At 42.2% G+C, this 14076-nt stretch carries 14 protein-coding genes; all 14 read right to left on the bottom strand.

Features of this window, described 5'->3' with window-relative positions:
• Positions 1 to 25: 25 nt before the first annotated feature.
• Complete coding sequence (locus tag AB5Y89_RS04005) at positions 26 to 1114, bottom strand: LPS O-antigen chain length determinant protein WzzB (protein ID WP_225315730.1); 1089 nt, start codon at positions 1112 to 1114, stop codon at positions 26 to 28.
• Entirely contained in the window at positions 1111 to 1665 is a 555-nt protein-coding gene (gene rfbC, locus AB5Y89_RS04000; protein ID WP_042017517.1) for a dTDP-4-dehydrorhamnose 3,5-epimerase, read from the bottom strand. The genes AB5Y89_RS04005 and rfbC overlap by 4 nt, the downstream gene beginning before the upstream one ends.
• Before the next feature lie 54 nt (positions 1666 to 1719).
• Positions 1720 to 2625: a glucose-1-phosphate thymidylyltransferase RfbA gene (gene rfbA / locus AB5Y89_RS03995; protein ID WP_368222931.1), complete on the bottom strand. Its 906-nt coding sequence runs from the start codon at positions 2623 to 2625 to the stop codon at positions 1720 to 1722.
• Between the two features lie 32 nt (positions 2626 to 2657).
• On the bottom strand, positions 2658 to 3572 hold the full coding sequence (gene rfbD / locus AB5Y89_RS03990) for a dTDP-4-dehydrorhamnose reductase (RefSeq protein ID WP_368222914.1): 915 nt from the start codon (positions 3570 to 3572) through the stop codon (positions 2658 to 2660).
• Positions 3559 to 4611: a UDP-N-acetylglucosamine--undecaprenyl-phosphate N-acetylglucosaminephosphotransferase gene (gene wecA, locus AB5Y89_RS03985; protein ID WP_319921440.1), complete on the bottom strand. Its 1053-nt coding sequence runs from the start codon at positions 4609 to 4611 to the stop codon at positions 3559 to 3561. The genes rfbD and wecA overlap by 14 nt, the downstream gene beginning before the upstream one ends.
• Before the next feature lie 109 nt (positions 4612 to 4720).
• Positions 4721 to 5131: a WbuC family cupin fold metalloprotein gene (locus AB5Y89_RS03980; RefSeq protein WP_319892251.1), complete on the bottom strand. Its 411-nt coding sequence runs from the start codon at positions 5129 to 5131 to the stop codon at positions 4721 to 4723.
• Positions 5132 to 5145: 14 nt separating this feature from the next.
• On the bottom strand, positions 5146 to 6354 hold the full coding sequence (locus AB5Y89_RS03975) for a glycosyltransferase family 4 protein (RefSeq protein ID WP_368222912.1): 1209 nt from the start codon (positions 6352 to 6354) through the stop codon (positions 5146 to 5148).
• The gene (gene wecB, locus AB5Y89_RS03970) at positions 6354 to 7487 is read right to left on the bottom strand and encodes a non-hydrolyzing UDP-N-acetylglucosamine 2-epimerase (RefSeq protein ID WP_368222911.1); all 1134 of its coding nucleotides are present in this window, start codon (positions 7485 to 7487) and stop codon (positions 6354 to 6356) included. The genes AB5Y89_RS03975 and wecB overlap by 1 nt, the downstream gene beginning before the upstream one ends.
• A gap of 12 nt (positions 7488 to 7499) precedes the next feature.
• Positions 7500 to 8609, bottom strand: coding sequence for an NAD-dependent epimerase/dehydratase family protein (locus AB5Y89_RS03965; protein ID WP_319892254.1), 1110 nt, complete (start codon positions 8607 to 8609; stop codon positions 7500 to 7502).
• Positions 8610 to 9647: a polysaccharide biosynthesis protein gene (locus AB5Y89_RS03960; RefSeq protein ID WP_317842319.1), complete on the bottom strand. Its 1038-nt coding sequence runs from the start codon at positions 9645 to 9647 to the stop codon at positions 8610 to 8612.
• 8 nt (positions 9648 to 9655) lie between these two features.
• Positions 9656 to 10771: a glycosyltransferase gene (locus AB5Y89_RS03955; protein WP_319921442.1), complete on the bottom strand. Its 1116-nt coding sequence runs from the start codon at positions 10769 to 10771 to the stop codon at positions 9656 to 9658.
• Positions 10768 to 11988 (bottom strand): O-antigen polymerase, encoded by a 1221-nt coding sequence (locus tag AB5Y89_RS03950; RefSeq protein WP_368222910.1) that lies wholly within the window; start codon positions 11986 to 11988, stop codon positions 10768 to 10770. Before AB5Y89_RS03950 ends, AB5Y89_RS03955 begins: the two co-directional genes overlap by 4 nt.
• A complete protein-coding gene (locus AB5Y89_RS03945) occupies positions 11985 to 13175 on the bottom strand; it encodes a hypothetical protein (RefSeq protein WP_319921444.1) in 1191 nt (396 codons plus the stop codon). The genes AB5Y89_RS03950 and AB5Y89_RS03945 overlap by 4 nt, the downstream gene beginning before the upstream one ends.
• Positions 13147 to 14076, bottom strand: a 930-nt coding sequence (locus AB5Y89_RS03940; RefSeq protein WP_368222909.1) for a hypothetical protein, incomplete at its 5' end; no start/stop codon positions are given. The genes AB5Y89_RS03945 and AB5Y89_RS03940, both read right to left, overlap by 29 nt.

The following is a 14076-nucleotide window of genomic DNA, read 5'->3' as shown; positions in this document are numbered from 1 at the left end:
GCAAAGCCCCCCTTGTTCACTTCAATCATCCTTGTGCCGATTCCGGTCGGCGAAACGCATGGCGCACCAGCACGATGCCCACCCCCAGCATGCCACCGAGCAGGGTAGCCAGCACCACGACCAGAGGGCGCTTGGGCTGCTCGCGGCTCAGGGGCTCACTCGGCGAAGCCAGATAGGCGAACGACTGGAAGGGCTGTGCTTCAAGCTTGAGGGCCTCAAGACTGCCCAATTGCAAGCGCAGGTCGCTCAGCGCCGGGTTGAGGAACTCGGGGTTCTTGATCTCCTTGAGGATCTTGAGCTTCTCGGAGAGGGCGCGCGCCCCCAGATCGATGGGAAGGCTCCCCTGCTCCTGCAGATTCTGCACCGGCGCCTCCAGCCCGGCCGCCTGTGTAATGCGCAGACCATATTCGGTACGCAGAATATCGTCTTGCAACTGCTTGAGGGTATCGGCCTTGGCACTCTCGAACTGGGTCTGCAGCGTCTTGATGCGGTTCTGCCAGATGGTATACAGCTCCTTGCCCTTGGCCGCCGACTCCTGATGCTGGATAAAGGCGATGTACTGCTCCAGCCGGGATTTGGCCTCCCCCGCCGTGGCCGCGGCAAAGGAGAGCGTCACATCTTCACGCAATTTGTCCGGTGCCTTGGCGCTGATCCCCTCGGCCATCTTCTTGAGCAGCAGCCGCTTGCCTTTGGGGTCTGTGACGTCGGCCTGCGCGGCCTCGGCATCCAGGTAACCCCTTTCTTGCAGGAACTGGCGCTTGTTGTTGAAGCTGTTGAAGTTGTTGACGAAGTCGCCATAGAGCGCCTTCTTGTCAAAGGCAGTAAAAGCCGCCACCGGTACCTGGGCATTGATCAGCTGATTGATGTTGAGCTCGAGGGACTCCACCTCCTTGAGGGTGGGCGACCTGATCTCGGCCTGGCTGACCCAGACCTGGGGAGCCAGCAGGGCATAGGCGATACCTGCTGCGGCAAAGACGCCTGCGACCAGCAGGATCAGTATTTTCTGGCGCCACAGGACCAGGATCAGCTCACGCAGATCGATTTCATCACCGGAAGAGGCTTGCCAACCCTGGGGCAACTGACTGTCTGAATTATCGAATACTTGTTTGTTCATATCGGGCTCTGAAGATGAGGTGATTGCCAGAGAGGGGCGTGACGGTCTTTCTCTGACAAGCGTAATGGCACATTGTCCATGAGGGGCCACTCAATAGCCAGTGTCGGATCCGACCAGTGAAGGGAGGCTTCCAGCTCGGGAGCGTAATAGTCGGTGCACTTGTAGAGCACCTGGGCCCATTCGCTCTGAACATAAAAGCCGTGGGCAAAACCTGGCGGGATCCAGAGGGAGGTTCCCTCCTCGGCCGAGAGCGACACCCCCACCCACTGGCCCAGGGTCGGGCTCCCGGCGCGCACGTCGACGGCCACGTCGAAGATGGTGCCTGCCAGCACCTGTATCAGCTTGCCCTGGGGCCGCTGGCGTTGATAATGTAGCCCCCGTAGTGTCCCTTGTCGGGAACGACTCAGATTGTCCTGAACGAAGCAAAAATCACCGCATCTGCGGGTGAAGAGATCGTGGCGAAACAGCTCCATGAAGTCGCCCCGCTCATCTGGATGACGCTGGTGGCGGATCTGGATAACATCCGGAATCTTCAATGAAATAAAGTGCATAGGTGTTTTCTTTGGAATAATGGGCAAGGATATATCACCCAATGGAGTGCCTTATCAATCCCAATCGGGGTGCATTTTGCCAAAGGGCTCTTGCAACAGACGCAACAGATAGGCGCCATACCCGCTTTTTGCCAGTGGCTGTGCCAGTGACGCCAGCGCCTCGTCAGAGATCCAGCCCTGGCGCCAGGCGATCTCCTCCGGAGCGGCCACCTTGAGCCCCTGGCGTTTCTCCAGGGTCTGGATGAAGCTGCTCGCCTCCTGCAGGCTGTCATGGGTCCCGGTATCCAGCCAGGCAGCACCACGCCCCATGAAACAGACCTCCAGACTTTGCTGTGCCAGATAATGGAGATTGACATCGGTGATCTCGAGCTCTCCCCGTGACGAAGGGCGCAGGCCCCGAGCAATCTCGCTTGCCGTGGCATCGTAGAAATAGATGCCCGTCACCGCATATTGACTGGCAGGAGATGCCGGCTTCTCGACGATCGACTCGACCCGCCCCTCACCGTCGAACCCCAGCACACCGTAACGTTCGGGATCCTGTACATGATAGGCAAACAGGATGGCGCCTTGCGTCTTGGCGCTTGCGCGCTGCAACTGGCGGGGCAGCTCGGTGCCATAGAAGATGTTGTCCCCCAGAATGAGGCAGCAGGGGTTGCCGGCCAGAAAGGGTTCGGCAATGAGCAGCGCCTGGGCCAGCCCGGCAGGCTCTTCCTGCACGGCGTAGCTGAAATGCATCCCCCACTGGCTGCCATCCCCCAGCAGCAGCTCGAAGCGGGACAGATCCAGCGGCGTGCTGATGATGAGAATCTCACGGATACCCGCCTGCATCAGGGTTGAGAGGGGGTAATAGATCATGGGCTTGTCATAGACCGGCAGCAGTTGCTTGCTGATGGCCAGCGTCGCCGGATAGAGACGGGTAGCGGATCCCCCGGCCAAGATGATGCCTTTACGTGCCTCAATTGATGAAGAGGTTATCAATATCGATCCCTAAATCAGTTGATGATCTGCCCCAATGTTTCCCTTACCCCATCCTTCCAGTCAGGCAACTCGATACCAAAAGTTGTACGAAACTTCGCGGTATCAAGCCGAGAATTTAGTGGCCTGGTGGCTAGTACGGGATAACCATGACTTGTGATTGGCTTTACTTCACTTACCTTCAATTCAACCCCTAACGCCCTAGCCTCTTCAAAAATAAAGCAGGCATAGTTATACCAGCTCGTTTCGCCTGATGCTGCAACATGATAGAGACCACAAAGACGAGAGTCCAAAAGGACTTTATCAATCGCCTGCAAAGTGACCTGTGCTAACATAGCTGTAGATGTTGGAGAGCCAATCTGATCACATACAACAGAAAGAGATTTTTTTTCTTGCCCAAGATGTAACATGGTTTTTAAAAAATTCTGCCTATATGGACTATGCAACCAGCTAGTCCTGAATATCAGATGTTCGCAACCACTCGCTAAGATAGCTTGCTCTCCTTGCAATTTACTCAACCCATAGACATTCAGAGGCGCTGGTATATCCTCTTCTTGCCAAGGCTTACTTCCAACACCATTAAAGACATAGTCGGTGGAAAAATGAACCAAAAGCGATCCGACCTGCTTTGAAACTTCAGCCAATGCAATCATAGCATGTGCATTAATTTGATAGGCAGACTTTGGTTCTATTTCTGCGTATTCTACCTGAGTAAAGGCGGCTGCATTAATAATCACTCTAGGCCGCAATCGCTTAACCAAAAGAATTAATTCCTTTAGCTTCCAAAAGTCACACTGTGCTTGTAAAACAACCGGTAATGGTACAGATTTAAATTGTTGACATAATGTCCACCCAAGCTGACCGCTACTCCCCAACAAAAGTATTAGTTGGTCTTGAAAGGTGGTCGACGAGGATAATTCAGCGATGTTCATTGATAGTTTTGGGTCTTATTTTTGCTAAAATTCGCCAGATATTGTTTAGTAACTGGTAATAGAAGAAAAACACCAAACCAAATAAAAATAGACTAACCCACTCAGGCACACCGCTATTCTCAAGAGCGATCCCCAACGTGGCCAGCAAGGCTGCAGTACCACAAATTACCATTAGTGCTTGATGGGAAGAGAGTCCCGCTCGTAGACAAATATGATGTAAATGTTCACGATCGGGTTTAAATGGCGAGACACCTTTACGTATACGCCTCACCATAATGCAAGTCATATCCATAAGAGGGATCGCAATCAGCCATAGCGCTGTAACAGGGGTCATTTGCGCCTTGGGACCTTGAGTTCCCTGTAATAATACCCAGATGACAGTGAATCCGATCAGCATACTACCAGCATCACCCATAAAGACTTTTTTACGTTTCCCGAAGGGGAAACCCAAATTTAAGCATATATAGGGAATCATGACTATCATTATTAACAAACAAAAACGAGCTAACTGCAGTTGACCATCGACGTAGTGAATATAAGATAGTGCGCCAAAGGTAACCATCGTCAACCCTCCCAACAATCCATCAATACCATCCACCATGTTAAAGGCATTTATAGCTCCAAGAACTGCAAAGATGGTGACAATATAGCCAAGCGGCCCTAAATTTATTTCATAGCTGAAGAGAATATAACCAAGACTCTTTAATGAAAGACCAGCTATAAAGATCATCGCACAAGATATTAATATTTGCACCACTAATCTAACACGATAATCAACATCATACTTGTCGTCAATTGCGCCCATCATCACCAAGACTGAGGCACAAAGCACATAAACATCCGAATTAATAAGCAATCCTGGTTTAAGCCAGAGCACCAGCGTCAGGGTAAAGTAGATTGAAATCCCTCCCACCAAAGGAACAAATCCTTGATGCAATTTTCGTTCATTAGGACGGTCAACCAAATTTATCTTTTTTGCCAATTTTCTAAAAAAGAAAAGGATAGCAAAAGAAACAAGGAAAAATAAAATGTACTCCATCCCAAACTCCGTGAATATGAAATTATAGTTATAAACTTTAGCTCTATGAAAATAATGGATTAGATTATTTTAAGAACATCGTTAATTATTTGGCTTGGTCATAACTCTACTACTGTTCTCCTTTCCATACTATCTTTGCATACTGTGGGTCAAAAGGCCCCTCTTTCACTTCTAGCAACAGAGCCCTCTCTGATAGACACTCAACGCTATGAATATCTCCAGGAAAGAACTGAATCAGGGGTAAAGGATCATTCTCACTTATAATCAAATCGCGTGAGACTGCCCCTGTAATTGAATATAAGCAAACACGTATTTTACCGCGCAAAAGAATAAACATTTCCCATTGATGAGGTAGTTCATGATAATGAGGTTCAACATAACTACCTTTCAGCATAGCAATTATCAGCCTCTGCACTTTTTCTGAATGGTTAGCATGAAGCATAAAATGGCTACGCAACCGTTCTGATGATGATGCATCATCGTACAGCTGATTTAATAATGCAGATTCTAAAATTTTCATCGAAAAACCTTAGACTAAAAACCATCTTTTTTAAACTCTTTTAAAATAACTTCAGCAGCCATTGAGACCGAGAATTCCCGATTCAACAACGCATTGCCTTGTCGGCCTAACCGCAGACGAAAACTAACGTCCTTTAACAGAGATTCAGCTGCTTCATACAAACCTACATCATCACCATTGACTCTAATAATGCCTGCTCCATTAGTATTTACAAGCTCCATCAAGTCATTACCCTGATTAACACTTCCAAGAATAGGAATATTTTGCACCATATAACCAAGCAATTTTCCAGGGAAGTTGTGGCTGGTATGATCTGCTGAGAGAGAAAATAACCCGACATCAATCTCTGCTAGTATGAGCTTAAATTCATTTTGGTTTACAGATGATAGATAAGTGAAGTTACTTAGGTTCCATTCCTCAGCCATTTTCTTTATTAGAGCCACCTCATCGCCTTGACCAACATATAAAAAATGTGCTTGTGGATAGTGGCTCATCGCTTTGGTCAAGCGCATCAGATTGGCCATATCCTGTGCATGACCAATATTTCCTCCATAAAAAAAGATCACTTTATCTTGTAGTTTCAGTCGCTGGCGAAGCGGCTGATAATCGGAAGGAAACTGGCTAATCGGTGTGAGCGAAGCCCAGTTATGTAATACCTCAGTGGGATAATGGTTTCCATCTTCTTTGAATACCTTGATATTATTATTTGACATCAGGCCAATCATCTTGGCCTGGCGGTAATTAAAGTGTTCAAAAAAACGAAAATAACGGGTTATGATTGAATGCTCACCAATCATCCCTGCATCGATTGCCCAACGGGGAAACAAATCACGTAGTACCAAATAGGCAGGGCATTGGCAGCGGTGACACAGCCAGCGCACCAAACCACCGAAAAAAATTGAAGGGGAGTAATACACAACCCCATCAAATTTATACTCATCTATTTTTTCTCTCACTGCCCACCAAGCACGTAGTGACAGTAAGCTTTCGTTCACAGCACGCTTAAATTTACCTACATCTTTAATCTCACCACTTTTGAAGCGCCAAATGGTCACACCATCGAGTTCATCACACATAAGCAATGATGTTTGGCGAGCATCAGGTGTTATCACTGTAACTTGGTGGCCTTGCATCTGCAAATATAAAGCCAACTCATGAAACATCTTTGCTCCAACACGCGTACTGCCAGGCAAATAGTCATCAATCAACAACGCTAGTCGCATTAATATTTTTTCCAAACTACTCGCATCACATAATCACGATAACTGTGCACAATTCTTACAATTTTATCAGACACATTAGGTATGCTGTAATCCGCGACTGGACGTAACAACCGCTGATCACCCACTGGTTGAGACTCCAACACTTGTAGCGCTTGAAATACACGCTCTATCTCAAGACCAACCATCATTACCGAAGCCTCTTCAAACGCTTCAGGACGCTCGTGAGCCTCACGAATATTCAATGCTGGAAAATTCATGATGGAAGACTCTTCACTTATGGTGCCGCTGTCTGATAGCACCGCCTTGGCTGATTTTTGCAACTTATTGTAGTCATGAAAACCCAATGGCTTAAGCAGTTGCACTAATGGATGAAATTCAAGTCCTTGCTCTTCAATCCGCTTACGAGTGCGCGGATGAGTTGAGACAATTACTGGATAACCATATCTCTCCGCCAACCCATTCAGAACCTGCCACAACTTAACGAGATTATTAGGTGAATCAACATTCTCCTCACGGTGAGCGCTGATTACAAAAAACTCTCCCACGTTAAGTTTCAATCGACTTAATACATCTGAACTATCTATCTGCGGCATATAATGATTTAGCACTTCAAACATCGGACTGCCAGTTTTAATAATCCTATCTGCAGGTAGTCCCTCAGCAAGAAGATAATCACGCGCAATAGTACTGTATGTGAGGTTAATATCAGCCGTATGATCCACGATGCGGCGATTAATCTCCTCCGGTACTCGCATATCAAAGCAGCGGTTACCAGCTTCCATATGGAAGGTGGGAATTTTACGGCGCTTAGCTGGGATCACCGCCATACAACTGTTGGTATCTCCGAGCACCAGCATGGCATCGGGGTTCACCTCGGCCAATACCTTATCCACGCCAATGATCACATTACCGATCGTTTCTGCACCGGTGCTGCCTGCTGCACTTAAAAAGTAATCCGGCTTACGAACGCCAAGGTCATCAAAAAAGACTTGGTTTAATTCAAAATCATAATTTTGGCCAGTATGTACCAAAATATGCTCACAATATTGATCTAACGCAACTAGCACTCGTGATAAACGGATAATTTCTGGGCGTGTACCCACTACTGTCATTACTTTCATTTTACTTTTCATGGCTTATATAACTCATGCTAATGGGCTGGCGATGGTATCTGGTTTGCTACGGTCAAAAATCTCATTTGCCCACAGCATTACGATTAATTCATCTTCACCGATATTAGTAATGTCGTGTGTCCAACCTGGGACAGTCTCGATGATTTTATATTCCCCAGCATCAACGGTAATTGAATATTCCTCACCGGTAATCATCTGCTTAAACCGATAGCTCGCAGTGCCTTTAATAACCAAAAATTTTTCATTTTTAGTGTGATGATAATGACCACCTCGAGTCACTCCGGGATGAGCAGTGAAAAATGAAAACTGCCCCGCTGATGGGGTTTTTAACATTTCCACAAAACTGCCACGCGGATCGTTATAACCCGGTACAGTGTAGGAAAAGTCACTGGGTGAAAAATAACTCAAGTAGGTAGCATAAAGAGCACGCATTAGCCCGGTGCCCACCTCTTCAGTGATCAAGTTAATACGACTTTGTTTAAATTTCTGCAAAGCCTCAGCCACTTCCCCTACTGTGGTATGATAAACCGGTTCAACTTCTTTATAACCGCATTGTTGATAATCATCTCTTAGTAAAGAGATAAAGCTGGCACATACATCATCAATATAGACCAGCGCCAATGGCGCTTTGGCATCATGAATAGTGATGGGCAAATCATGCACGGTATTATGACAGAAAGTAGCAACTGCCGAGTTATAGTTTGGGCGACACCATTTACCAAAAACATTGGCCAAGCGATACACATACACAGGGCTACCCGTTTGACGCATATAATCAAAAACGACTTGCTCTGCCGCCGCTTTGCTTTTGCCATAGGCATTATCGCGATCAGCCTGAATGGATGACGTTAATACCAGAGGAATGTGTCGGCCAGTCGCGCCTAACAAGGAAACCAGGTGTTGGGTTAAATCAGTATTACCTTGATGAAATTCAATTTCATCTTTAGGCCTGTTCACACCGGCTAAATGAAATACAAATTCGGCTTCGGCAACCATATCAGCTAGATCTGCTAGAGAATGACCTTGTTCAAAGCATGTCACATTCGTAAAACCTGCTTCAGCTAAAAAAATTCGCAGGTTTTTACCAATAAAACCGTTGGCGCCGGTGACAAGAATTTTCATTTATACCCCTTCTGGCACAACCAGGCTACCAGCCTCTATATCCCTGATAAAGTCGAGTTTATGCAGCAATTTGATCATCTTCGCCACATCCAAGCGCTCAGTATTGTGAGAGTTATAATCTTCAACGCTCGACAAATCCTTTTCACCCTCTTCGTTATATTTGGAGTAGTTCAAATCGCGATTGTCGGATGGAATACGGTAATAACCGCCTTGATCTTCAGCCACAAACATCTCTTCACGGCTACATAGGGCCTCATAAAGTTTCTCACCATGGCGGGTGCCAATCACATTAACCTGATGATCAGGCTTTTTAGTTATTTGCAGCAATGCGTCGACCAGCACATCGATAGTAGCCGCAGGCGCTTTCTGCACAAAGATGTCGCCGTTGGTGCCATGTTCAAAAGCGTGCAATACCAGATCGACCGCGTCATTGAGCGTCATCATAAAACGGGTCATATTTGGATCAGTGACGGTCAGCGGATCGCCGTTGATGATTTGGCGCAAGAACAACGGGATCACTGAGCCACGTGATGCCATGACATTACCATAGCGAGTACCACAGATAACCGTTTTATGAGGATCTAAATTACGAGCTTTGGCTATCATCACTTTTTCCATCATCGCTTTGGAAATACCCATCGCATTTATCGGATAAACAGCCTTGTCAGTACTGAGACAAACAACACGAGCAACACCATTTACAATCGCAGCCTCCAGCACATTCTCAGTGCCCTGAACATTCGTTTTTACTGCTTCCATGGGGTAAAACTCACATGAAGGCACTTGCTTCAAAGCCGCAGCATGGTAGATAAAATTAACGCCTCTGGTTGCATTGAGCACGCTGTTATAGTCACGAACATCACCGATATAAAACTTCAACTTTGGATGATTATACTTTTTACGCATATCATCTTGTTTTTTTTCATCACGAGAGAATATTCTAATTTCTTTTATATCTGTTTCTAAAAAACGATTCAGCACTGCATTACCAAATGAGCCCGTACCACCAGTAATCAAAAGTATTTTATCAGTAAACATAATTTTTCTCATTTTTGATTCAAACACTGCCAATAAGCCACTGCACGCTGTTGTGCTGTGGGGATATTTTTTATTAACTGATTTCCAGTTTCAACTTGTAGGGCTATTTTATCTGGAGAAATGAATAGTTCATATATCGATCTCGCGATATCTTCGGCATTATTAGCATTGAAATAAGTTGCGGCATTTTTGCATACTCCACTTACAAATGGATAGTCAGAAGCAAGTATTGGTTTTTGCATTTTCATCGCTTCAAGTGGTGTGGCTGAAAAACACTCAAGTAGACTGGGAAAAATTAAGGCATCTATTTTTTGATAAAAAGCTGGGCACTGGACCAATGAGATAGAACCTGTGGTATAGAAATTCTCTATTTTATCAAACTTGAGATATTTCATCTCATCAGCATTCAATGTAAATAAGAAGTTCACATTAAATCCATAGCGTGATGAAAGAATTTTATTAACGGGAATAAGAATATCTAAATTTTTGTGTGGATAGGCCCTACCCACAAACCCAACAACCGGAGCATTATTATTATCAAACTTTGGAAAATCAATCGGCATCCACATTTCTGGATTGTCAAAAATACTTGCATAACTATTTGAGACTATACTTATTGGCATAGTATAGCCTTTTTTGAGCAAGGCATCTTTCACATGTTGGTGTTCAACGACCAGGTGATGGTATCGCCTAAATAGAACATCTTGAATTAAAAACTTAACCTTATTCTTGAGCCTCTGAATGAGTGATAACTTTCTATATGCATCATTATTAGAATAGGCTATCCAAGCTTGAGCAAAACCAACTATATATTCTTTTGAGTTTAACGAATAATATATCGGACCAAATATGACAAAGCATCTATCGTATTGCTTTAAAATATTCCCATGATCCTTTGATTTTTTTATCCCATAATAATCTTTTACTTGATATGAGTTAAACACTTTCATATCTAAATTCAATTTAGCTAGTTCATTTGCAACAACTGAGGATACGACAACATCGTAATTAGTAATTGCATTTGTTTTTTCTTGGCTTAAAGTGACTAGCTCACTAATAAAGGAGGTTGCAACTTGAACCCCGCCACCGGTATGAATATTACCAGCAAAGATCAATATGCTCAATTAAACACCCTAACTTTCTTGTGCATTGCAATTATCGCAAGCATGCCAAATACATATGGAAAAAATATAACCATTTCGCCAAAAAAATAATTCCCAAAAAATAGAAAAAATATAGCCTTCTGCATAAAAGACAGCATTAATGAATATCTCACATCTCTTTTGCTGACAAGATAAAATATGCTAACTAGAGATGAGATTAAGGAAGAATATAATGCCACACCAAATAACCCTAGATCATGATAAAAATAATAAATAAATGGTTTAGCATTAAAAAATAACGTATTGAAGTCTTTAATATCACCAAATTGTGAATTGTACAACTCTGGATAAAAAGGATAAATAATAAACTTTAGAGAAGAAAGGTAATATGTATAATTAAATTCATCTGACAAAGTCAACTTATTGAAGTTTTCAAAATTAATCGCTACATATGTATAAATGGGGCTAATATATGATGCAGCACCATCCCCAAGATAATTTGCAACCATACCTCCCGTTGAAAGCCGAAGATAAGTGATCAGCAAAAACACCATAATTATGCACACAACAACTGATAGCATTTTAGCTAAAGAGAATCGATATTTGTAATATATCAAATAGAGCCATCCTAATATTATTATTAGAAGTTCTCCTCTAGATACTTTATATAAAATAATAGTGACCAAAGAAAAAATAATAAAAAACTTAAAATACCACACTCTGAATTTACTCATTCCATCAGAAAAAAGAAGTGCATGGATTACTGTAATTGCTAGAAATGGGGTAAGTAAATCGAAATAATGAATTACAGGAATACCACTTGGCACACTTTCTTTAAGATCACTGAATCCTAAATAGAGTATTGGAGGTTGAAATATAATGGCCCCAAATCTAATTACAAATGACAATATTGATATACATATAAAAGCATCCAAAAACAAAGCATATTTATTGCTAAAATAAAAATACTCAAGACGGTCATCTTTTATTTTTTTCGAAGAAAATGACATAATAAAAGCAGGGAGAAAAAGTGACATCCCTGCGGTTAATATACTAGCATGCGCCTCAAAAGAAATTGGTGACTGAATATCTGAATTATATAATGGTTCATAACTAGCCAAGGCAGATGACAAAAGCCAAAGTAAAATAAGCATAGCACCTGGATGATAATAGTCCTTATTTAGGATTGCTAAAATCAAGTAGAGAGATATGGCCAGCAGGAAATATATTTCGCTCATATTTTACTGTATCTTAATGTGAGAGCCATAGCCCCAAGCAGAACAAATCCATATGTAATCTTTGCGAATACAAATATATCAATCTGCTTAAGTGAGTGTGCAACAAATAAAAACAAAACATAAATAAACAAAGAAAATAAATTTATGATAAACAATAACCCTCGCTTATCCAATGCATTGAATACATGGTTTAAAATTGCAATACATGAATATGGAATCACACCAATGGCTGCAAGTTGCATCAATGGGACAAGCTCAGAATATTTAGTAAAACGCTCGACTAAGTAATACATACTAATGTTTGCAATCAGAATAACCACGGATGTGCCAAAACAAACGAGTGCTGATTCCTTCCAATGAAATAGCTTTTTTTCTTTTACTGTACTACGAATTATTTTTGGATAGATTAACTCTGTCAATATTGATGGGATGGAAAAGATGGAAGCAAAGACAAACATAATAATACTATAAGAACCAAGGGCATCCCTCCCCAAGCTCCAATCCACAAACAAGCGATCAATAACAAAACTTAGGTATATGATTACTGAATTTATAAATAAAAATTTGGACGTTCCAATCATCTTCCTCTTTATTGCTAAAATATATCGAAAATTTATATCAAAGTTTATATCAAACCTATATTTTAAAAGTAGGATGATCATTGAACCCCAGAAAGAAACTGGGTAGACCAAAATAAAAGCATTGAATGAATATAAAGATGCAAAGAAAGAGACAGTTAGGGGGAAGACATAAAGCCATCCCATCAAAATATTTACTGACTTTATATTTTCTGTTGCCCTGAAGTAGGCTTTTATTACATTAATAACAGCAAGAGATATGCCAACCAAACAGAATGAAAATATAGTTACATTAATATTCTCAATTATTAGTGCGATAAGTAATATTGCTAAAGAACAAAAAAAAGAAACCAATAAAGAAAATAGAAGGTATGCGTTCCTATGACCATCAATTTTGGCCATAGGAAGATAACGGTCAAGAGCAAATCTAGTGCCTAAATGAGTGTAATCAAAAGATTGTAACCAAATTTTAGCGATAGCTACATCCCCCAATAATGACACGGGAAGGCGTTGCATAAAGACTAAATTAAGGAGTATATTCAAAAGCTGTATTGAATAACTCAAAATAATATAAAGTATTTTACTTCTCATTGATGCACCGCTCTGCATCGTTTAAAACCATGTAATAGAAATTATCTTTCATTGGAACTCCATTCTCCATATTAAAAACCATCTCAGCAAATTTCCCACGGAATAATAATTGATAATTATCCCCTGGTCTAATTTGTACTTTTGGTAGCACATCAGAATGGAACAAGTTATTAAAACTATGATATAAAACAATGAGCGCCATACGGACTTTGTCGTCATCCAATCGTTTTATATCTTTTATTTCAGCTAGCATTCTATAAAATTCGCATATGGATTCCGGTTCGAAACATATACCAAAACCATGATAGTATCCTTTTCCTGCTGTTATTGCTGGTATACCTGCGCAACTAAATTCAAGTCCGGCAGTTCCTTTCGCTGTGACAATAACATCTGCAATATCAATGATTGAATTGGTATTGTAATCCATGGGAAGAATGCAAATATGATGAAGCTTGTTCCTCTCTACAATAGCTTCAACCCCTCCCTTCTCTCCCCACATATATGAACTTGGATGGGCTTTTACAAAGCAGTTAATATCACTATTACTATTAAGGGTTATTAATGTTTTCTCTAGAAAATCATAGTAATCTTTAAAAAGTAAACCCTCGCCAACATGGGGCGCATCTGAAAATGCATGAGCCATTACAAACACACAAATTTTTTCATCACTAAAACCTGAATGTAAGCTGAGGCTTTCCTTTTTCGTATATGTTTTTTTGTTTTTAAAAGCATTTTGAATATCAATCTGAGTAGATATGCCTAGCACTCGTGATTGATAATATGATATCTCACTTGTCAAGTCTGAACAGCGGAATGCTTCATCAATGACCTTTTTATCTGCCTTTAAAAAGTGCTCATTTATATTCATTTGTGGAGTATACATTTTGTATACATCCATATCCTTTAATAAAATAGTTGC

Origin of the sequence: Aeromonas sp. s4, from assembly GCF_040907855.1 — a bacterium.
GTDB lineage: Bacteria > Pseudomonadota > Gammaproteobacteria > Enterobacterales > Aeromonadaceae > Aeromonas > Aeromonas caviae.
Note: the sequence above shows the minus strand (reverse complement) of the source record. Positions and strands in the feature narration are given on the sequence as shown.